Origin of the sequence: Streptomyces sp. NPDC001222, from assembly GCF_042896945.1 — a bacterium.
In the GTDB taxonomy this organism is placed as follows: domain Bacteria; phylum Actinomycetota; class Actinomycetes; order Streptomycetales; family Streptomycetaceae; genus Streptomyces; species Streptomyces gibsoniae.
In genome coordinates, this window is the sequence record NZ_JBIAXT010000002.1 from 187,203 (window position 1) to 208,099 (window position 20,897).

The window sequence follows — 20,897 nt, forward strand, 5'->3', positions numbered from 1 at the left end:
GGCCAGGCCCCAGCCAACGATCAAGGAAGAGTACTCCGGGAGAGCAGCGAGATGCAGCCGGATGCACAGGGTCGTTTCTCAACTACCGAATCGTGCATGCCCGTTCTGGCCCGCCAGGGCGGGCGGAGTGAGGGGATTCATAGCCGTGACGTCGCGCGGAGCAATCGAGAAGCCTTGCCAGTGGACCGGCATGGGCTGCTGGTCCTCGTCACGCGCGATGTGGTGGAAGCCCACATTCACCCACACCACCGGGTGAGTGAGCGTCTGCCCGTTGACCCACTTGTCCACCGACTTGCCCGCCTGCGCACCGCAGTTGCCGAGGTTGTCACTGGCGAACTGCTCGCAGCCGTTGTACTCGGTGAAGTAGACGTCGTGGCGGGTGAAGTCGTGCCCGAGGTACTTGGTGCTGGCGCCGGGGACGAGTTCGTACGACCGTGCGTGGCCGTCCTTGTTCTTTCCGGTGTCGCTGACGACCCGCCACCAGCGCATGTTCCCGGCGTCGCCCGCGAGTTCCTTGGTGATCTTCGTGAGCGTGGTCCTGGCGGTCGGGGCCTGGCCACCGCGAGCCGGCGGGCTGACCTGGGAGTCGTACTGCTCGACGCGGTTCTTCGACGAGCCGTCGAGGCCGAAGTCGAGCCGCCAGAAGACGTTGTGGCTGTGACTGGTGGCGTACGCCCTGGCGCCCTTGCCGATCGGCCAGCCGCGGCCGTCACCGGCGTCGTAGTCGAACGGCGAAAGGCTGCCGGTCGCACCGATGTTCATGTCGATCGTGCCGTCGTCCTGGAAGCGCCACTCGGTGATGTACTCGTACCAGCCGACCTTGTTGACGGTGTAGACCAGCAGGTCCTTGCCCTGGGTCTGGTAGACCTTGTTCCCGGTGTCGCTCTGCATGCGATAGGCGTGGCCGCGTGAACGGGTGGTCGTGCACAGACCGTTGACGTTGGGGTGCCGCGGGTCCATGGCGGCCGGCACCTTGACCGGCTTGATGGTGCCGCCGGGGCACTCGGCGGGCGTCATGGCGGACAGGCCCTGTGCGAAGCCGGCCCCCGTCAGATCGCTGTACTCGACCGAGCCGTCGTCGTAGGGCACGTCGATCTGGGCGAGCCGGGCACTGTTGAGGACCTTGATCGGGCGGGCCTCGCCGGGCGGCTGGTAGGAGACGTGCTCCAGGACGAGGCCGGCGTAGGTGTCGTAGCGCCAGCACATCCGCCAGGTGGTGCCGGTGGAGAGCTTCTGCTCGATCCGGTACGCCGCACCGCACTCGGCGGCCGGCTGGGCCGCGGCACGAGGCTGCTGGGCGACGGCCGGTGCGGCAGCCGTGCCCCCGAAAGCCAGCCCGGCCGCCACCAGGCCGGTCAGGGCCCCCCTGCGGGCGCGGCTGTTTCTGTTCACGCGCATGACGAAGAGACTCCTCTTGCACACATCGCACAAAGCGAGAAGGACGGAGATGAGAGATGAGGACGGCGGGACGGCGCGCCCGCGGTCCCGGAGGACGTGCTGTCCGGCGCGCGGGGGACGCGTGGCTCAGGCGAGCCTGCCGACCTTGCGGTTGCTCAGGTCGACCACGAAGGAACGGCTGTCGATCCAGGCACCGTTCGGGATCTTCGGAAGGAGCCGCACACAGCGGTGCCGGCCGCACTGGTCGAGGACGGACGGCTGGGCTCCCGGGACCGCCCGGTAGACGATGCTGGTGAGCGTCAGCTGATCCGGGGAGGTGAGGTCCTTGCCGGTGGCGTCCTTGTAGTCGGCCCTCAGGCCCGCGCCGAGCGGGTCAGCGATCAACAGCTCGGCCGCCTCGGCGTTCTCCTCGGGGCCGAGCGGCGGCTGCACTCCGTGCCGGGTGCCGGTCCGCTCGACCTTCCCGGTGTCCAGGTTGACGGTCTTGGAGATGACGCTGTCGTCCTTGTAGTCGTAGAACGTCACGTCCGCGCGGCGTGGCGCGTGGGGATCGTCCACGTGGTCCGGGTCCGGCTCGGCGACGTCGACGCTCAGCCGCTGCAGACCTTTCCTGCCCTCGACGTCCTCGCCGGCCGTGAACTGCTGACGGGTCAGCGCGATGGTCTCGACGCGCTTGATCTCGTCGTCGGTCAGCGGGTCGTCGCCCGTGCCCTTCGCCCCCTCGGCGGGTGCCTGCTCGACGACGCCGGGCGCCACCGCCTGCTGTCCCTGTCCCCCGTCCTGACGGGCGGCCACCGCGCCGCCCCGGCCTCCGGACTCCTCGGCCGCCACCGAGCCCGGAAGCGTGATCCCGACCATCACTGCGGTCCCCGTCACCGCGATGGCCGTACCCGCCACCACCTTGCCCAGATGGCGGCGCACTATTCTGCGCACATTTCCCCCTACCCCCCTGTGTCACGGAGGTGGTTTGAGCCCCACCGGTTCGGCATACGCGGTCGCACGAGCGGTTGCGCTCTGACACGTATGCACTGGTCGGCTGTTAAGAGGGGCATAAGTCGTAGGGGGTTCCCCGACTTTCGGGGAAGACTCGGCTTCAGGGCGCCCCTCGGGGCCGGGACAACTGGGAGAGTCGTATCCATGCAGGTCTGGCCTGGAGAGGCATATCCGCTCGGCGCCACCTATGACGGCGCAGGGACCAACTTCGCGGTCTTCTCGGAGACCGCCGACCGGATCGAGCTGTGTCTGCTGCACGACGACGGTTCGGAGACGGCGGTGGAGCTGCGGGAGACCGACGCGTTCGTACGGCACGCGTATCTGCCCGGGGTGATGCCGGGGCAGCGGTACGGGTTCCGGGTGCACGGCCCGTACGCCCCCGAGCGCGGGCTGCGCTGCAACTCGGCGAAGCTGCTGCTCGACCCGTACGCGCGTGCCGTCAGCGGCAGCGTGACCTGGGGCGAGGAGGTGTACGGCTATCCCTTCGGCTCCCCCGACAAGCGCAACGACCTCGACTCGGCGCCCCACACCATGGCGTCCGTGGTGATCAACCCCTACTTCGACTGGGGCGACGACCGCCGCCCGCACACGGAGTACCACCGCACGGTGATCTACGAGGCCCATGTGAAGGGCCTGACGATGCGCCATCCGGCACTGCCCGACGAACTGCGCGGCACCTATGCGGCACTTGCCCATCCGGCCATCATCGAACATCTGACCGAGCTGGGCGTCACCGCACTGGAGCTGATGCCCGTACACCAGTTCGTCAACGATCACCGTCTGGTGGACATGGGCCTCGCCAACTACTGGGGCTACAACACCATCGGCTTCTTCGCCCCGCACAACGCCTACGCCTCCTGGGGCGACCGCGGCCAGCAGGTCCTGGAGTTCAAGTCGGCCGTGCGCGCGCTGCACGAGGCCGGCATCGAGGTCATCCTCGACGTCGTCTACAACCACACCGCCGAGGGCAACCACCTCGGCCCGACGCTCTCCTTCCGGGGCATCGACAACCCCTCGTACTACCGGCTGACGGACGATCCCCGCTACTACATGGACACGACGGGGACCGGCAATTCCCTGCTCATGCGCTCCCCGCACGTGCTCCAACTGATCATGGACTCGCTGCGCTACTGGGTCACCGAGATGCATGTGGACGGCTTCCGCTTCGATCTGGCGGCGACGCTCGCCCGGCAGTTCCACGAGGTCGACCGGCTGTCGTCGTTCTTCGACCTGGTCCAGCAGGACCCGGTGGTCTCCCAGGTGAAGCTGATCGCCGAACCCTGGGACGTGGGCGAGGGCGGCTACCAGGTGGGCAACTTCCCCGCCCTGTGGACCGAGTGGAACGGCAAGTACCGCGACACCGTGCGGGATCTGTGGCGCGGCGAGCCCCGCACGCTCGCGGAGTTCGCCTCCCGGCTGACCGGCTCCTCGGACCTCTACCAGGACGACGGCCGCCGGCCGCTCGCCTCGATCAACTTCGTGACCTGCCACGACGGCTTCACACTGCACGACCTCGTCGCGTACAACGACAAGCACAACGAGGCCAACGGCGAGGACAACCGCGACGGGGAGAGCTACAACCGGTCCTGGAACTGCGGGGCCGAGGGCGAGAGCGACGACCCGGCGGTGCTGGAGCTGCGGGACCGGCAGATGCGGAACTTCATCGCGACGCTGATGCTCTCCCAGGGCGTGCCGATGCTCAGCCACGGCGACGAGTACGCGCGGACCCAGCAGGGCAACAACAACGCCTACTGCCAGGACAACGAGCTGTCCTGGGTGGAGTGGCCCGAGGACGGCGGCGGGGCGCTGCTGGAGTTCACGCGCGCGATGGTGTGGCTGCGCCGGGACCACCCCGTCTTCCGCCGGCGCCGCTTCTTCCACGGCCGCCCGGTGCAGGGCACCCACGACGAACTGTCCGACATCGCCTGGTTCACCCCGGGGGGCCAGGAGATGACCCAGCGGGACTGGACGTCGGCGCAGGCGAGCGCGCTGACCGTGTTCCTGAACGGCAACGCGATCTCCGAGCCCGACACGCGCGGTGAGCGGATCACCGACGACTCCTTCCTGCTGCTGTTCAACGCCTCGCCGAAGCCACTGGAGTTCGTGGTGCCCGTCGACCACGGGCGTCAGTGGCAGGTGGTCGTCGACACCTCCGTCCCGGAGGGGGTGACGCCGGGCACCGGCGACAAGGTCGCGGCGGGGGGCCGGCTGACCCTGGTGGACCGGAGCCTGGTGGTGCTGCAGCGGCCCGCCTGAGCGAGCCGGGGCGGCACCCGGCGGCGCGTTTCCGGCACGAAAGCCGGCGGGGCGGGTACGTAGGTCTGCATGACACCTGAGCGCCCCGTCCCGCCGGTGCCCACCGCCACCTACCGACTCCAGCTGCAGCCGGAGTTCCCGTTCGGCGCGGCCGAGGCGGCCGTGCCGTATCTGGCCGCACTCGGCGTCTCGCATCTGCATCTGTCTCCCGTCCTGGAGGCCGTCCCCGGGTCGACGCACGGCTACGACGTCGTCGACCACGCGCGCGTACGCGAGGAACTCGGCGGCGAGGCGGGGCTGCGCGCCCTGGCCCGCACCGCCCGGGAGCACGGGCTCGGTCTGGTCGTGGACATCGTGCCCAACCACATGGCCGCCGCCCCGCGCCACAACCGTGCCCTCTGGGAGGTGCTGCGCGAGGGGCCCGGATCGCCGTACGCGCGCTGGTTCGACATCGACTGGGAGGCAGGAGGCGGGCAGCTGCTGCTGCCGGTGCTCGGGCGCCGGCTCGGCGAGGAGATCGGGCAGCTTAAGGTCGACGGGGACGTGCTGCGCCACCAGGACCAGGTGTTCCCGCTGCGCGAGGGCACCAAGGCGCTGCCGCTGCCGCAGTTGCTCGACGCGCAGTGGTACCGCCCGGTGTGGTGGCGGCTGGCCCGGACGGAGCTGAACTACCGGCGGTTCTTCACCATCTCCGAGCTGATCGGCGTGCGGGTGGAGGACCCGGAGGTCTTCACGGCGACCCACGCGACGCTGCTGCGGCTGCTCGGCGAGGGGGTGATCGACGGTCTGCGCGTGGACCACCCGGACGGACTGGCCGACCCCGAGGGGTATCTGCGCCGTCTGCACGAGGCCACCGGCGGGCGCTGGACCGTGGTGGAGAAGATCCTCGCCGCCCACGAGCGCCTGCCCGCCGCCTGGCCGGTCGCGGGCACCACCGGATACGACGCCCTGCACCGGCTGGACGGGCTGTTCACGGACCCCGCGGGCGCCGCGGACCTGCTCGGCCACTACCGGCGGTTCGCGGCCCCGCCGGGCGACCGCGGCGGGCACTGGGCCTCCACCGTGCGCCACGCCGCGTACCGGGTGGTCACCCATGAGCTGGCGGCCGAGGTGGACCGTCTCACCCGCCTGGCGAGTCGTCTGTGCGAGACCTCCCCCGACCCGGCGCTGCACGACCACGCGCCGTGGGCCCTGCGCACCGCGCTGTGCGAACTCCTCGTCCGCCTGGAGGTGTACCGGCCGTACACCCCCGAGGACGCCGCCGCGGTCCTCACCGAGGAGGCCGCCGCCGAGGCACGCGCGGCCTTCACCGTGCCCGAGGAGGCGCACGCGGTGCCCGTCGTGCGGGACCTCGCGCTCGGACGCGCCGGGGACGGGCCCCGCCACGCCGAGTTCCGGGCCCGGTTCGCCCAGACGGCGTCGGCGCTGCGCGCCAAGTCCGTGGAGGACACGGCGTTCTACCGCTATGTGCCGTTGCTGTCGGCGAACGAGGTGGGCGGCGATCCCGGCGCCCCGGCCGTCGCCCCGGAGGACTTCCACGCGTACTGCGCGCGCGTGCAGCGCGAGTGGCCCGCCACCGGGACGGCACTGTCGACGCACGACACCAAGCGCAGCGCGGACGTTCGGGCCGCCGTGTCCGTGCTCACCCAGTGCCCGGAGCGCTGGGCCGACGTGCTGGCCGAGGTGACCCGCGCGGGCGACCCCGGGCCCGATCCGCACCTGGTGTGGGTCGCCTGGCAGACGCTGTTCGGACTCGGGCAGGCCGACCCGGAACGCCTGGGCGGGGCGCTGCTGAAGCACGTACGGGAGGCGGGGCTGCACACCACCTGGACCGAGCAGGACCCGGCCTACGAGGAGGCCGTGGCGGCGTTCGTCGCCCAGGGGGTGTGCGGAGCACCGGGGCGGCTCGTGACACAGGCACGGGACGCGCTGGCGCCGCACATCCGGGTGAACGTCCTCGGGGCCGCGCTGATCCAGCTGACGATGCCGGGCGTGCCGGACCTCTACCAGGGCACGGAGGGCGAGTACCGGACGCTGGTCGACCCGGACAACCGGCGGCCGTTCGCGCCGCAAGAGGCGCCCTCGGAGAAGGCGGACCTGACCGGGGCGGCGCTGCGGCTGCGCGGCCGCCGCCCGGAGGTCTTCGGCGCGTCGGGCACGTACACACCGCTCGCGGCCGAGGGCCCGGCCGCCGCGCACTGGGTGGCGTTCGTACGGTCCGGGGAGGTGCTCACGGCGGTCACCCGGCTGTCGCTGCGGCTCGCGGAGACCGGCGGCTGGCGCGACACGTCCCTCACGCTGCCGCCCGGCCGGTGGGTGGATGTACTCGCCCCCGAGCGCCGGTTCGAGGGGCACACGCGCGTGGCGGAGCTCTTCGCGCGGCTGCCGGTGGCGTTGCTGGAGCGGGTCACCGGGGAGTGAGGACAGGCATCCGACGCCCCGCGCGCGTGCCGTGACGCCGGGCACGCGCGCGGGGTGCGGCTCAGTGCCGTAGGTCCGCACCCGGCCGGTGCGGGACGCCCGGGGTCGACCGGTGCGGTACGCCGGCCGGATCCGCCCGGTCCGCGATCGCGAACACCGCTCCGGTCCTCGCCTGCAGCTCGCACGCGTTGGCGAAGGTGTGGCTGTACTCCACCTGGCGCTCGTCCCACTCACCGCGCGCGGTCACCGTGACGGGGGCGTAGAGCATCGGGCAGAACGAGTGGCCGGGCGGGATACGGGCGATGTCCCCCTGCACCGCCCGGAGTTCCGCGCAGGCCTCGGCCGCGCGGGAGTACCCCCGGGGCGGGTCGCACAGCAGCAGCGTGCCGTTGATCTCCCGGGAACGCTCGTCGCCGTGGGTGACGGTGAGATAGAGCCAGTTGCCGGTGGCGGCCGGGCGGGGAGCGGCCTGGGCCGGCGTCATGGGGAGCAGGGCCGCCGCGGCGATCAGGACGCCGCGCAGGGCCAGGGTGGTCTTCGTCGTCATTCCGTATGCATCGGCACCGCGGCCTGCTGGCCCCAGCCGGACTCACCCGAACGGGAGCGCACGGGCGCCTCCCGCCCGGCCAGCTCGACGGCGGCGAGCACCACGCGCGTCTGGTACTCGGCCTGCCGGGCGACCGGGATCCAGCGCGCCCCGTAGCCGTCGCGGTAGTCGGCGCACCAGTCGTCGATGAGCCCGTCGAGTTCCGGCAGCACCCCGGCCGCCTCGCGCCCGGCGGCCCGGGCGAGTTGGTGGAGCAGTCCGGCGGTGCGCAGCGCGACACGGCGCCCGGAGATGCCGAGGGCGGTCAGCCGGGCGGTGTCGAGCGCGGGCAGCGTACGCCGGCCGACGGCGTGGACGTCCGGGTCCCAGGAGTCCGCGAGTCCGGGGCCGACCAGTAAATAGTCGTCCACCGGGGCGAGCAGTCGGTCGGCGTCCGGGACGGCGGCCAGCCGGGGGCGGATCCGGTCCAGGAGTCCCGCCAGCAGCCCGGTGTCGTGGCGCAGGGTGGCGCTGACGGCGCGGAGCACCGCCTCGGGGTCAGGGGGCGGCGAGGCGTCCTCCACGGCCCTCACACCCCACATGGGAGCCTCCACGACCGCCGTGACGGTGCCGTAGCGATGCGGGTGGAACCAGGTCGACTCGACCGCGGCCTCCGTGATCGCCGCGGCCAGATCGCCGCGCCGGGGTGGCGGGATGCGGTACACGGCGGGCCCGAGGGTCGGCCAGTACAGGGTGTCGTAGGGGCCGAGTTCGCGCGGGATGCCGAGGCGGGCCGCGCACTGGGCGACGCGCTGGGCCATGCCCGGCAGATCGTGGGTCAGCTCGACGAATCCGCCGCCGACGTCGACACCGTGCAGGGAGCACTGGAAGAAGGGCCGCAACTCGTCCTGGAGGTCGAGCAGGGCGCGGGTCTCGGGCAGGGCGGCGCGCTCCGCGCCGTCGGGCAGCCACTCGGGCTGCTCCAGGAAGCCGGGCCGGAAGAAGTTCCGGAAGTAGCGGCCGAGGGTGTACGGGCCCGAAATCCAGCCCTCGTTGCGGCGCGCGCCGTCGGGGTCGAGGCAGAGCAGCAGGTTCCAGGTGGTCTCGGCGCCCAGACGGGGGTCGGCGAGCACCCGCTCGGCCAGGCGCAGGGCGGTGGCTCCCCCGACGGGTTCGTTGGCGTGGGGTCCGGCGACGACGAGGGTGTGGCGGTCGCCGTGGCCGACGGACAGCAGCCACAGGGGGGTGCCGCCCCGGGAGGTCCCGACGCGGCGCAGCCGGGCGTCGCGGGGGCGGCGGGCGGCGAGCGCGGCCGCGTGGGCGCCGAGTTCGTCCACGCTGGGGTAGCGGAGGAGTGGCGACAGGGCACACCTCCACTGTGTGGTGCCGTCGGTTCACCTGATGTGCACGGCGTACGCACAGTCAGTCACGGCCCGGGAGCTACGTCAACACCACGGCGGGTACGCGCGCGGGGCGGGACACGGGACGGCACTCCGACGGCGGAACGGGCCGCGGCGCGGCCCGGCGGGACGCGCTCCGGGGCGGCACGGCGGCCGCCTACTGCGCGGACAGCCGGAAGATCATCGACCCGAAGCTCACCTGGTCGCCGTCCCGTACGACCGCGGCGCCGATCACCCGGCGGCCGTTGACAGAGGTGCCGTTGGTCGAGCCGAGGTCGCGCAGCACCCACAGGCCGCCCTGGTGCCGGAGTTCGGCGTGCACCCGGGAGACCGTCTCGTGGCTGAGCCGGAGGCCGCTCGCGGGGTCACGGCCGATCCGCAGCGGATAGGGGTTGCCCGGCTGGGGCAGCAGCAGCTTCGGCAGCCGCTCGGCCTGCCAGGCCCGGCGCAGCCGCACGGTGAAGCCGGAGACCGCCTCGACGGCCCCGAAGACATGACGCGACCAGTGCTTCTCGGAGGTCAGGTCGGCCGTGAGCGCGGCCAGTTCCTGCGGCTCCCGGGCGACCAGCGCCAGCTCCATCCGCCGCATGAACGTGTCGTGCGACAGCCGCCCCATGGCGACGCCGTCACTGAGCACCTTCAGCGCCCTGTCACGTTCGGCGTCCGACAGCCGAGCGGGGTAGGTATGGAACTCGAAGGACGACGTCACGGAGGTGATTGTCGGTCAGTCGGCCCGCACTGTCCAGGAGACGACTGAACGACCGCCGGCGCCGACGGGGTCCTTCGGGCGTGTCAAAAGGGTGGATCCGGCGGCCGATTGATCTCGTATGAAGCACCATGGACGCGCTACATCACGATGAGCAGACGAGGGGGAACCGTCCGTGCAGTTCGAGGTGTGGGCACCACAGGCAGCCCGGGTGACGCTCCGGTGCGGGGACGCCACGCGCGCGTTGGCGCGCGATCCGGAGCGGTCGGGGTGGTGGACCGGTGAGGCGGAGGCCGGGGACGGCACCCGGTACGGGTTCGCGCTGGACGACGGCCCGGTGCTGCCCGATCCCCGGTCGCGCCGCCAGCCGGACGGTCCGGACGGGCTGAGCGCGTTGGTCGACCAGGGGCGGTACGAATGGCGTTCGAGGTGGGCGGGGCGCGGCCTGCCCGGTGCGGTGCTGTACGAGCTGCATGTGGGGACGTTCACCCCCGAGGGCACGCTGGACGCGGCGGCGCAGCGGCTGGAGCATCTGGTGGAACTGGGCGTCACCCATGTCGAGTTGATGCCGCTGTGCCCGTTCCCGGGTCGGCACGGGTGGGGGTACGAGGGCGTCAGTCTCTGGGCGGTGCACGAGCCGTACGGCGGGCCGGAGGCGCTGAAACGGTTCGTCGACCGGGCCCATGAACTCGGCCTCGGGGTGGTGCTGGACGTGGTCCACAACCACCTCGGTCCCTCCGGCAACCACCTGCCCGCGTTCGGCCCGTACTTCACGGAGACGTATCACACGCCCTGGGGCGCCGCGGTGAACCTGGACGCGCCGGGCTCGGACGAGGTGCGCGCGTATCTCATCGGCAGCGCGCTGGCCTGGCTGCGTGACTACCGGCTCGACGGGCTGCGCCTGGACGCGGTGCACGCGCTCCACGACACCCGCGCGCTGCACTTTCTGGAGGAGCTGTCGTCGGAGGTGGACGCGCTGGCCGCCGAGACCGGCCGGCCGCTGTTCCTGATCGGCGAGTCGGACCTCGGCGACCCGCGGGTCATCACCCCGCGCACGGAGCACGGGCTCGGGCTGCACGCCCAGTGGAACGACGACTTCCATCACGCGCTGCACACCGCGCTGACCGGAGAGTCCCAGGGCTACTACGAGGACTTCGCCCGGGCGCCCCTCGCGGCCTTCGCCAAGACCCTGACGGGCGGCTTCTTCCACGACGGCACCTACTCGACGTTCCGCGGCCGGCGGCACGGACGCCCGCTGGACCGTTCACGGCTGTCCGCCCACCGCCTGCTCGGCTATTCCCAGACCCACGACCAGATCGGCAACCGCGCCCTCGGGGACCGGCTCTCCGCGTCCCTCTCCCCCGGGCTGCTGGCGTGCGCGGCGGCACTGGTGCTCACCGCCCCCTTCACCCCGATGCTGTTCATGGGCGAGGAGTGGGCCGCGGGGACGCCCTGGCAGTTCTTCACCGACCACACCGATCCCGAGCTGGCGGAGGCCGTACGGCAGGGCAGACGCCGGGAGTTCGCGGCCCACGGCTGGGCGGAGGAGGACGTGCCGGACCCCCAGGACCCGGCGACCCGCGACCGCTCCTGCCTCGACTGGTCCGAGCCGGCGAGCGAGCCCCACGCGCGCGTGCTGGCCTGGTACCGCGAGCTGATCGCGCTGCGCCACGCCCAGCCCGATCTGATGGACCCCGACCTGGAGGGAGTGAAGGTCGCCTACGACGAGGACGCCCGCTGGTTCGCCTTCCGCCGCGGTGACGTACGGGTCGCCGTGAACCTCGCCGAGGAACCCGCCCGGATCCACCTCGGTCTGCCGCACGCGCGCGTACTGGCCGCGTGGGAACCGGTGCAGCCGCCGGACGAGGAGGGCGTGCTGCATCTGCCCGGCGAGTCGTGCGTGGTGCTGACGCAGGCGTGACGGGACGTCGGGGCCCCGGTGCGGGCAAGGCGCCCGGGGTCCCTACGTTGCGTCGTCGTCCGGGAGTTCGGTGATCCGCTCCAGCAGGATCGCCTCCCAGGCGCGTCGCAGTCGTGCGCGCAGGACGGGCGGCGGGGTGCGGTCGCGGCCTTCGAGTCCGTCGGCGAGACGGATGAGCGTGTCGCAACGGGCGAGCCAGAGGCCGCGCAGACAGGGGCGGGGGCCGTAGCCCGCCAGGGTCGCGGCGCGCACCGCCGCGGGCGCGCCGACGGCGACCGCCAGGGAGGCGATGTCCTCGGCCGGGTCGCCGACGACCGCCTCGGTCCAGCCGAGGACGCCGCGCACCCGCCCCTCGCCGCTCACCACGAGGTGGTCGCCGCCGAGGTTGTGGTGGACCAGGACGGCGGCGCCGGGCTGAGGGACCAGTTGGCGGCCTGCGGGCGCGGTGAGCTGGGCGAGGCGCGCGGGATCGAACTCGTCGTCCTTGGCGAGGCGGTCGGCGGCGCTCGCGGCGGCGGTCCGGAGCGCCTCCAGGGAGCGAGGCGGGACCCGGGGCACGCCGAGGGACTCGGCCTGACGTACCGGTACCTCGCGCAACCCGGTGAGCAGCGTCGCGAGGTCCGCCTCGCCGAGCGCGGAGACGTCCGGTGCCTCGCCGGTGGTGCCGGGCAGCCGGGTGTCGAGGGTGTAGCCGAGGCCGGCGGCCCACTCTCCGTGCGCGACACTCGTCGGCACGGCGACCCCGGTGTGCGGCCGCACCAGGGTGCGCAGCCGCAGTTCGCGCCGCTGGCGCGCGGCGGCGTCGCGGTCGGTGGCCAGCCGCAGCACATGGCGGGTGCCGACCCACCAGGTGGAGTGCCCCGGGCCCTCGGCGGCGGGTGTCACCTCCGGTCCGCCCTGGTCGGGGAGCAGGGTGCGGACCAGTCGGCGGACGGTCTCCGCCGTCGGTCTCGGTGCCTGGGTCATGATCGCGCCGTTGTCGTCTCGGGGGCGTGCTGGGGACTCCTGGTGCCGGGCGGCCGGCCCCTCTGCGCTAGTCGACCAACGCCATCTCCCTGGAGGTGTCGTTGAGACGGCGTCCGCCGTTCTCGGTCACCGTCACGATGTCCTCGATCCGGACGCCGAAGCGGCCCGGCAGATAGACGCCGGGCTCCACGGAGAAGCACATGCCGGGGACGAGGGGCTGTTCCTCGCCCTCGATCATGTACGGCGGCTCGTGGGTGGTGACGCCGATGCCGTGCCCGGTGCGGTGGATGAAGTACTCGCCGTACCCCGCGTCGGCGATGACCGCGCGGGCCGCCCGGTCCACGTCCTGGCACGCGGCACCCGGCCGGACCGCGCGGAAGCCCGCCTCCTGGGCCGCGCGCACCAGGTCGTGCACCGTGCGCTCCTCGTCGGTCGGTTCGCCCACGTGGACGGTGCGGGAGGTGTCCGAGCCGTAGCCGTGCTTGAGGCCGCCGAAGTCAAGGACGACCATGTCGCCGCGCTGGATGACGCGCTCACCGGCCTCGTGGTGCGGGTTGGCGCCGTTGGGACCGGAGGCGACGATGGTGAAGTCGACCTGTGTGTGCCCGAACTGCCGCAGCAGATCGGCGAGATCCCCGGCGACCTCCCGCTCCCGGCGTGCCGCGAAGGGGACCTTCCTGATCTCCTCGTAGGCCGCGTCCGCGGCGGCTCCGGCGGCCGCCAGCCGGTCGAGTTCGGCGGCGTCCTTGACGGCCCGCAGCATCGGCAGGGCGCGGGTGAGGGCGATGTGCCCGGCGTCCGGGAGGCGCTCACGCAGGCCGAGCAGATGCAGGGCCCAGGCGTTGTCGCTGATGCCGTAGCGGCCGTCGGGTCGCAGCGCGCCGGCGGCGGCCGCGTACGGGTCGTGGCCGTCCGTCCAGTCGCGCAGCGTCAGCGCGGGCGCGCCGGCCGCCTCCGCCGCGTCGGGCGCCTCCAGGGTGGGCACGACGAGAACGGGGTCGTGTCCGGCCCGCAGCACCAGCAGCGTGAGGCGTTCGGTCTCCACCGGCCGGTACCCGGTCAGCCACACCAGGTCGGGTCCGGGCGCGATCAGCAGCCCGGCGAGGCCGGCCGCGTCGGCGGCCTCCGCGGCGCGCCGCATTCGGGCCGCGTAGTCACCGGCGGTGAAGGGCGCGGGTCCGCCTGTGTCGGGCTGCGCTGGCGTGCCGGTCATCCTTGTCCTCCGCGGGTCCGGATCCTCCCAGGGGCTACGGGCAGCATCCTGCCCTTCCACCGGGACGGATGCGAGCCCATTGCGACCATGGCGGCCGTGCGGCGGCGCTACGGCTCAGGTGAGGACCCCGGGCGTCGCGGTCAGGTGGGCACGGGTGCCGTCGGGACGGCGGACGGTGAGGGTGACGGCGGTGCCGGGGCGGACGGCGGCGATCGCCCTCGCGAGGTCGGCGGCCGAGCCCAGGCGCGTCCCGTCGAGCGCGAGCACGACATCGCCGCGCGCGAGCCCGGCCGAGTGGCCGGCGCCCGGGACATGCACGCCGACCAGCAGGGCACCGCCGCCCCCGGCGTCGACGGCCTCGACGCCGAGGGTGGCCCGTGGGGGCGCCGGTGCGGGGTCCCCACCTCTGCCGCGGGCCGCGGCGGAGGTGGTGTGCGCCGGGGCGTGCCCGGTGCTCCGCGACCGGCCGCCGGCGACCGAGGGGGTGAACCGCCCGGCCGCCACCGCATGCCGCTTCAGCTGCGCGAACCGGCCTATGCCGGTCACCGTGGCGCCCACCGTGCCGAGCCCCACCCCGGACAGCACCATGAACGTCCCGGCGACCAGGACGCACAGCACGATCGTCAGGCCTCCGCCCCGCCGTGCAGGGGGCGGACGCCGCGCGGGGCCGGACGGCGTCCGCCCCTCTCCGGTCCTCCGGCCCGGCGCCGGGTCGGGGGGCGACGCGGCCTGGTCCATGGATCACCTCCTGTTCGTACCGCCTCGGCTCCGCCCGGCACACATGTGGTCAACGGGGCACCGGCTCGGGCCGCAGACTGACGGCCGAGGCCAGGTCCGGGACGAACCCGTGGGTGCGCCGGGCCAGGTCGGCGGCGCCGTAACGGCGACAGCAGCGGTGCCAGTTCAGGATGCCGGACATGTAGTTCTGCAGATCCACGACATAGCCGTCCATGACGGCCCTGGCCTTCCTCGAGAGGTCGAAGTCGTCGTAGAGCACCGGGATCTCGCGCTCGGCGACATGCTGGAACTGCCGCATGCGCTGGGTCATCAGGTCGCCCACGATCCGCACGGCCGTCGGGTAGTCGCAGCCGAAGAAGTTCTGCACGACGAGCACGGCGTTGTGGATCTCGCCCTCGTACTGGATCTCCTTCTGGTACGAGAAGACGTCGTTGATCAGCATCGCGTAGTCGATGGCCGCGTTCTCCAGGGCGCGGACCGTGCCGCTGCGGTACACCTCGGGCGGCACCTCGGGGCCGTGGCCCATACGGCACAGGTTCTTGGTGAGGTCGGCGCCGAAGGTCGCGCGGCGCATCTCCAGATAGTCGACGGGGTCCGGGATGCGGTTCTGGAGCTGGTTGGACAGCTCCCACAGCCAGCTCTCGGTCATCGTGTCCACGGCGGCGCGCAGGGTGCTTCGCTGGTCGAGGGTCATGCCGGCGGTGGTGCGCGCCCACAGGTCGATCAGACCGCGCTCCAGGCCGCCCGCCGCCACCGGGAGTTCCTCCCCGTCGAGCGGCATGCACGACGACAGCCGCGCGGTGCACGCGCGCGCCGCCGCGAGGTCGCGCCGGAGACCGAAGACCAGCGGGTAGTAGTCGTCGCCGTAGGTGCCCCAGGCGAGCCACGCGGAGCTGAGGTCCAGCGCCTCGGGGGTGGCGTCCGGGTCAAGACCGGCCGCGCACAGCGGAAGGTCGTAGGCGAGGAGTTTGTCCTCGTCCCAGACGCCCTCCTGGAGGATGCCCGCCCGGTGCGCCCAAGCGGTGAGTCTGTCGCGGGCCCCGTCCAGGTGCGGGCTGAGCGCCAGCTCGTAGGGCATGTGGAAGTCGGGGAGCAGGGAGGGGCCGACCTGCTGGAAGGGAACGTGAGTGTAAGGACGCATTCTCCCCGACTGCCCGTAGGGCGTGGGAGGTGTCCTCATCGCGCCGGCGAGCAGTGCGCGTACGTCGGCGGCGGACGTGCCGAGGCCGGTCGGTCCGGGGCGCTGCCCGGTGCGGACCTCCTTGTTCATGTAGCGGCTGGACCGCATGTGCCACTCGTGGCCGCCGGACTGCCAGTCCTGAAGTCCCTTGGCGTACGCGCCGATCGCGGCGACCTCGTCCGGGGTGAGGCCCTTGTCCAGGGCGAGGGCGGGCACCTCGGTGAGCGCGGTGTGCTCGAACTGGTGCAGCCGTGAGGTGAGGATGTCGTTGACGGTCTCCGCCGCCTCCTGCGTGGTGCAGCCGAAGAAGGTCTCCAGGACGAGGACGCCGTTGCTGAGTTCGCCCTCCTCCTCGACCTCGCGCTGGTAGGAGAACAGGTCGTTGCGCAGATGGACGCCGTCGGAGAACGTCTCCATCAGTACGCGCAGCGGGCGTGACTCGGACACGGCGGCGGGCACTTCGGCGGTCGCGAACTCGACCAGGCCCGCGGACCAGGGGGCGCCGCCGACCTTGCGGCGCATCTCGATGTACTCGACGGGATTGGAGATCCGTCCTTCGTTGATGTTGGACAGCTCCCACAGCGACTCGTTGAGCAGGTGCTCGGTCGCGACCGCGAACCGGCGCCGCCAGTCCGGGGACATCGACGGCACGGTGCGCGCCCACAGGTCGGCGAGTCCCGCCTCGACGGGGTTCTCCGGCTCGGGTACGGGGGTCGCCGGGTCCGTGGGCATGAACAGCGGCAGCCGGTCCAGGTGGGCCTTGCCGGCGTCGCGGTCCTGGGTCCGTTTGAAGGCCTCCAGGAAGTGGTCGTCGAAGAAGAACACCCAGACGTACCAGTCGGTGATGAGGGAGAGGGCCGGGCCGTCGCAGTCGGGATGGGTGTATGCGCACAGCAGCCCGTAGTCGTGCGCTTCGAGGTCGGTCTCCTCCCAGATGCCGGAGCCCTCCAGCATGCCCATGGCGCGGGCCCATTCCGTGGAGTGGGAGCGCGCCTCGTCGAGATGCGGATTCAGCCGCGCGGGATACGGCATGTAGAAGTGCGGGAGTTGGAACGGCTGCGTCATGGCCCGGCACTACCCGGCGGCTCAGCGGGCCATCCGTGTGACGGGAGGTGATCACACCATCGCGTGAATCGGGGGCACGGGCGCCCTCCACGGCCCAGACCTCGCGGACTTTCCGGCGCACAGGGACCTCACGCCCCCTTGCCGCCTCTTCTTCCCGGGGCCACGGTATGCGCATGACCTCCTTCGTGCTGCCTCATGAAGTGCACGGCGACGGCGCCCACAAGGTGTTCGCGGTGCACGGCTGGTTCGCCGACCGGTCCGCGTACGCGACCGTGCTGCCGGATCTGGACCGCGCCGCCTTCACCTACGCCCTGGTGGATCTGCGCGGGTACGGGGCGGCGCGGGACGCCTCCGGCGCGTTCGGCACCGCCGAGGCCGCCGCCGACCTCCTGGCGCTGGCGGACCGGCTGGGCTGGGAGCGGTTCTCCGTGATCGGGCACTCGATGGGCGGCGCGGTCGCACAGCGGCTGCTCGCGCTCGCCCCCGACCGTCTGCGCAGGATCGTCGGCGTCTCGCCCGTCCCGGCCTCCGGGATGGCATTGCCCGCCGACCAGTGGGAGCTGTTCGCGGGGGCCGCCCATCAGCCCGCGAACCGGCGCGTCATCCTCGACGTCACCACCGGCGGCCGGGCCCCGGCCGCCTGGCTGGACCGTATGGTCGCGCGATCGCTGGCGCACAGCGACGCGACGGCGTTCCGGGCGTGGCTGGACTCATGGGCCCGGGAGGACTTCCACGCCGAGGTCAAGGGGGCGACCGTGCCCGCGCTGGCCGTCACGGGCGCGCTCGACCCGGCGCTGACGACGGCGCTGCTGCGCGAGACGTGGCTGCGCTGGTACCCCGGCGGCGCACTGGTCGAACTGCCGGCGGCCGGCCACTACGCGATGGACGAGGCGCCCCTCGACCTGATCCGCACGGTGGAGGACTTCCTGCGGGCCGAGGACACCACGGCGTGAACGTACGGCAGGCGCCGCCCGTCCCCGATGTCTTCGACCCGCGGCGGTACGCCGACGGGGTGCCCCACGCGGCGTACCGGATCCTGCGCGAACACCATCCCGTCGCCTGGCAGGAGGAGCCCGAGGTGCTCGGCTGGCCGGCGGGGCCCGGCTTCTGGGCGGTGACCCGGCACGCGGACGTGGTGCGCGTGCTGAAGGACTCGGCGTCGTACTCCTCGTATCTCGGTGCCACCCAGATCCGTGACCCCGATCCGGCGGACCTGCCGTTCATCCGGCGGATGATGCTCAATCAGGATCCGCCCGCGCAGGGGCGGCTGAGGCGGCTGGTGAGCCGTGCGTTCACTCCGCGGCGTATCGAACGCTTCGCGACGGTCGCGCAGGCCCGGGCGCGGTCCCTGTTCGCCGAAGCGGTGGAGGGGGCGCGGGCCGGTGACGGCACCTGTGACGTCGTCGCCGCCGTCACCGACGACTACGCCGTCCGCAATCTGGGCGACCTGCTCGGGGTGCCGGAGTCCGACCGGGAACTGCTGCTGCGCTGGACCCAGCGGGTGATCGGCTACCAGGACCCGGACGAGGCGGGCGAGACACGGCTCGACGCCGGCGGCCGGCCCGTGGATCCGCGCTCGCCGGCCGCCCTGCGGGACATGTTCGGCTATGCGCAGGAGCTGGCCGCCCACAAGCGGGAGCACCCGGCCGACGACATCATGACCACGCTCGCCACGGACCCCGAACTCACCGGCCCCGAGCTGGAGATGTTCTTCTTCCTGCTGACGATCGCCGGCAACGACACGGTACGGTCCGCCGCCCCGGGCGGACTGCTGGCGCTGGCCGAGCACCCGGAGGCGTACGACGCGGTGCGGGAGCACCCCGGCCGGCTGCCGCTCGCAGTCGAGGAACTGCTGCGCTGGCATCCGCCCGTGCTCAGCTTCCGGCGGACCGCCGCCCGCGACACCGAGCTGGGTGGGCGGCGCATCCGCGCGGGCGACAAGGTGGTCGTCTTCCACGCCTCCGCCAACCGGGACGAGCGGGTCTTCACCGCGCCGAACCGGCTCGACCCGTTCCGGACGCCGAACCCGCACGTCTCCTTCGGGGACGGTCCCCATGTCTGCCTCGGCGCGCACTTCGCCCGGCTGCAGTTGCGGGTGCTCTACGAGGAGGCGCTGCGCGCCCTGCCCGCGCTCCGTCCGGCCGCGCCGCCGGAACGACTCGTCTCCAACTTCATCAACGGCGTCAAGTCGCTGGTGCTGCGGGTTGCTTGACGGCGGTCAGGGCCGGACCTGGACCAGCGCGTGCGTGCCGTTCGTGCGCCACCGCCGGCCCTCGGCGGCGACCAGGGCCTCCTCCGTGGCCGCGTCCAGGCCGACGATCACGTCGGACTTCAGGGTGCGCAGTGCCGCCACGGGGCCGGGGAAGTGGGCGGTGGTCTCCGCGAACGAGGTAGTCGGCGGATAGAGCCGGTCGCCCACCAGGCGGCGGTAGTTGAGGTCGCCCTTGAAGACGGTCAGGTCCGCCGCGGCGAACTGGGCACGCAGATCCTCCGGCATGTCCGCGTAGGGCAGCGGGGCGCAGGAGAAGGGGTGCGCCCTGACGTCGATACGGCCGTCGGCCAGCGCCGCCCACAGCCGCTCCCCGGCGTCGGCGGCCGCGCCCTTTGCCGCGGTCAGCCGGCGTACCGCGTCCACGACATCGGCCGTCGTGGCGTCGGAGATGTAGTAGGGGTACGGCTTCACCTGGAGCAGCGCCCGCCGGGTCCGCCCGTGGCGCAGCAGATGGTCGAGGAACAGCAGGTCCGGGATCAGCTCCCGGCCCGCGTTGTCGGCCACCAGGCAGACGGTGTCGACGGGCAGCAGGGTCCAGAGCGCTTCACTGTCGTCGGCGACGAGCTGGGAGACCGTCGTGGTGGCGCCGGGTACGGAGAGCCGGAAGCCGAGGTCCGCGCGGTTGCCCCAGAGCGAGCCGTGCAGCAGGGCCCGTGCCTGCTCCTGCTCGGGCTGTCCCGTCAGCCGGTCGAGTGCGGCCAGTTCCTCGTCCGTCTCCGGTGCGTCGAGTTCGGCGAGCTTGAAGGGGCGGAAGGGGTCGATGCCCTGCCAGGGGCCGGGGCCGAAGTAGCCCACGGCCTGGAGGAGATGGCGGTAGAAGTAGCTCTCGGACCACAGGAAGGGGACCTCGAACCAGGAGCGGCCGAGGTACCGGCGGGCGCCCCAGGCCGCCCACTGCTCGTCGGCTTCCGTGCCGAGCGGTTCGATGACGCCCTCGGTGGCGCTGGTCAGCAGCGCGTCGAGCGCCCGCCGCTGACCGGGGTCGTAGGGGAAGGCGTCCCGTACCGCGCGGATGAGGGCGGGGTGGCGCGCGGCGAGCACACCGTGCGCGAAGGAACCCGGCTCGTCGGCGAGGATCACGGGGGCGTCAGGCATGGTCGGGGCTTCCTCCAGGGCCGGCCGGGACGCCGGGCGGAAGCTCCACGTCCGCGAACTGTTCCTCGAGCTGCTGTCCGTAGCCGGCCTCGGTCCACACCAGCTTCTTGAACTGCTCCGGCGTCAGCCGACCCTGCCATGGAGTGCCGCCGGGACAGAACACCGACGCGCATCCGGCGCAGTAGTACGCCGATCGCCACAGCGCGTCGGCGTGGGGCGCGCCGGCCGCCACGAGGGCCCGCTCGCGGGCCTCGCTCCGGACCACGAAGACCGTGCCGATGAGCACCAGCACGGCGAGCAGGGTGCCGCCCGCGGTGTAGAGCGGCTTGTGGCCGACGAAGCCCTCGGAGGCGAGGGCGACGCCGACACCGGCCATGAGCATGCCCTCCGCGAAGTGCAGCCGGCTGTCGGACCGCGAGGACACCTCCGGCGAGCGCGCCAGCCGGTCGGCCAGTCCCTCGCTCCGGGCCGTCTGCTCGGCGCAGACCTCCGGTACCGCTCGCGCCCCGGCCGAGTCGCAGCCCGGACATATCACCTCGACCGCCCCTGGGGCGCTCTCCGTTGCCATGGCCCTACGCTAACCGCCTCCGCGGTCCGGGTCCGACCGACCGGGGGTTCGGGGGCCGCTCCCGCCGTCGCTCGTCGCGGGCGGGGCGGGGACGCCGAAAGCGGGGGTGAACAGGCGTCGCCGTTTCCCCGTACCTCTTCATACGCCTTGCCGAACCCGATGCGCGCTGGAGAGACCGG

The 20,897-nt window shown here is 72.7% G+C and carries 16 protein-coding genes; 5 read left to right on the plus strand and 11 right to left on the minus strand.

The genetic code is table 11. The features are described 5' to 3' along the window. Positions 1 to 78: 78 nt before the first annotated feature. Positions 79 to 1,398 carry a copper amine oxidase gene (locus tag ACFY2Z_RS03895; RefSeq protein WP_390742575.1) on the minus strand — a complete coding sequence of 440 codons (1,320 nt, stop codon included), beginning with the start codon at positions 1,396 to 1,398 and terminating at the stop codon, positions 79 to 81. Positions 1,399 to 1,524: 126 nt separating this feature from the next. Beyond that, positions 1,525 to 2,331, minus strand: coding sequence for a Tat pathway signal sequence domain protein (locus ACFY2Z_RS03900; protein ID WP_390742576.1), 807 nt, complete (start codon positions 2,329 to 2,331; stop codon positions 1,525 to 1,527). Positions 2,332 to 2,535: 204 nt separating this feature from the next. Between ACFY2Z_RS03900 and glgX the strand changes: the two genes are divergently transcribed. Both glgX and treY read left to right on the plus strand, forming a co-directional pair. Beyond that, on the plus strand, positions 2,536 to 4,647 hold the full coding sequence (gene glgX / locus ACFY2Z_RS03905) for a glycogen debranching protein GlgX (RefSeq protein WP_390742577.1): 2,112 nt from the start codon (positions 2,536 to 2,538) through the stop codon (positions 4,645 to 4,647). A gap of 69 nt (positions 4,648 to 4,716) precedes the next feature. Further along, entirely contained in the window at positions 4,717 to 7,068 is a 2,352-nt protein-coding gene (treY, locus tag ACFY2Z_RS03910; protein WP_390742578.1) for a malto-oligosyltrehalose synthase, read from the plus strand. Positions 7,069 to 7,129: 61 nt separating this feature from the next. Here the strand turns inward: treY and ACFY2Z_RS03915 are convergent, their stop codons facing one another. The 3 genes from ACFY2Z_RS03915 to ACFY2Z_RS03925 form a co-directional block, all read right to left on the minus strand. Next, positions 7,130 to 7,615: an SSI family serine proteinase inhibitor gene (locus ACFY2Z_RS03915; RefSeq protein ID WP_390742579.1), complete on the minus strand. Its 486-nt coding sequence runs from the start codon at positions 7,613 to 7,615 to the stop codon at positions 7,130 to 7,132. Continuing rightward, the gene (locus ACFY2Z_RS03920) at positions 7,612 to 8,931 is read right to left on the minus strand and encodes a M14 family zinc carboxypeptidase (RefSeq protein ID WP_390742580.1); all 1,320 of its coding nucleotides are present in this window, start codon (positions 8,929 to 8,931) and stop codon (positions 7,612 to 7,614) included. Before ACFY2Z_RS03920 ends, ACFY2Z_RS03915 begins: the two co-directional genes overlap by 4 nt. Positions 8,932 to 9,151: 220 nt before the next feature. Beyond that, positions 9,152 to 9,703 (minus strand): FHA domain-containing protein, encoded by a 552-nt coding sequence (locus tag ACFY2Z_RS03925; RefSeq protein ID WP_390742581.1) that lies wholly within the window; start codon positions 9,701 to 9,703, stop codon positions 9,152 to 9,154. 172 nt (positions 9,704 to 9,875) lie between these two features. On the opposite strand from ACFY2Z_RS03925, the gene treZ reads away from it, so the two are divergent. Continuing rightward, positions 9,876 to 11,621 carry a malto-oligosyltrehalose trehalohydrolase gene (gene treZ / locus ACFY2Z_RS03930; RefSeq protein ID WP_390742582.1) on the plus strand — a complete coding sequence of 582 codons (1,746 nt, stop codon included), beginning with the start codon at positions 9,876 to 9,878 and terminating at the stop codon, positions 11,619 to 11,621. Between the two features lie 42 nt (positions 11,622 to 11,663). On the opposite strand, the gene ACFY2Z_RS03935 is transcribed toward treZ, so the two are convergent. From ACFY2Z_RS03935 to cyc2, 4 genes are all read right to left on the minus strand, one after another. Then, positions 11,664 to 12,587 (minus strand): aminoglycoside phosphotransferase family protein, encoded by a 924-nt coding sequence (locus ACFY2Z_RS03935; protein ID WP_390742583.1) that lies wholly within the window; start codon positions 12,585 to 12,587, stop codon positions 11,664 to 11,666. 67 nt (positions 12,588 to 12,654) lie between these two features. Beyond that, on the minus strand, positions 12,655 to 13,800 hold the full coding sequence (locus tag ACFY2Z_RS03940; protein ID WP_390742584.1) for a M24 family metallopeptidase: 1,146 nt from the start codon (positions 13,798 to 13,800) through the stop codon (positions 12,655 to 12,657). Between the two features lie 114 nt (positions 13,801 to 13,914). Then, positions 13,915 to 14,538, minus strand: coding sequence for a PDZ domain-containing protein (locus ACFY2Z_RS03945; RefSeq protein WP_390742585.1), 624 nt, complete (start codon positions 14,536 to 14,538; stop codon positions 13,915 to 13,917). Between the two features lie 49 nt (positions 14,539 to 14,587). Then, entirely contained in the window at positions 14,588 to 16,783 is a 2,196-nt protein-coding gene (gene cyc2, locus ACFY2Z_RS03950; protein WP_390742586.1) for a germacradienol/geosmin synthase Cyc2, read from the minus strand. A gap of 173 nt (positions 16,784 to 16,956) precedes the next feature. Between cyc2 and ACFY2Z_RS03955 the strand changes: the two genes are divergently transcribed. Next, a complete protein-coding gene (locus ACFY2Z_RS03955; RefSeq protein WP_390742587.1) occupies positions 16,957 to 17,736 on the plus strand; it encodes an alpha/beta fold hydrolase in 780 nt (259 codons plus the stop codon). Continuing rightward, complete coding sequence (locus ACFY2Z_RS03960; protein ID WP_390742588.1) at positions 17,733 to 18,995, plus strand: cytochrome P450; 1,263 nt, start codon at positions 17,733 to 17,735, stop codon at positions 18,993 to 18,995. The genes ACFY2Z_RS03955 and ACFY2Z_RS03960 overlap by 4 nt, the downstream gene beginning before the upstream one ends. A gap of 6 nt (positions 18,996 to 19,001) precedes the next feature. Here ACFY2Z_RS03960 and ACFY2Z_RS03965 read toward each other — a convergent pair whose 3' ends face one another. Together ACFY2Z_RS03965 and ACFY2Z_RS03970 are read right to left on the minus strand one after the other, a co-directional pair. Continuing rightward, entirely contained in the window at positions 19,002 to 20,150 is a 1,149-nt protein-coding gene (locus tag ACFY2Z_RS03965; RefSeq protein WP_390742589.1) for a damage-control phosphatase ARMT1 family protein, read from the minus strand. Then, positions 20,143 to 20,718: a hypothetical protein gene (locus ACFY2Z_RS03970; protein WP_390742590.1), complete on the minus strand. Its 576-nt coding sequence runs from the start codon at positions 20,716 to 20,718 to the stop codon at positions 20,143 to 20,145. Before ACFY2Z_RS03970 ends, ACFY2Z_RS03965 begins: the two co-directional genes overlap by 8 nt. Between the last annotated feature and the right edge of the window lie 179 nt (positions 20,719 to 20,897).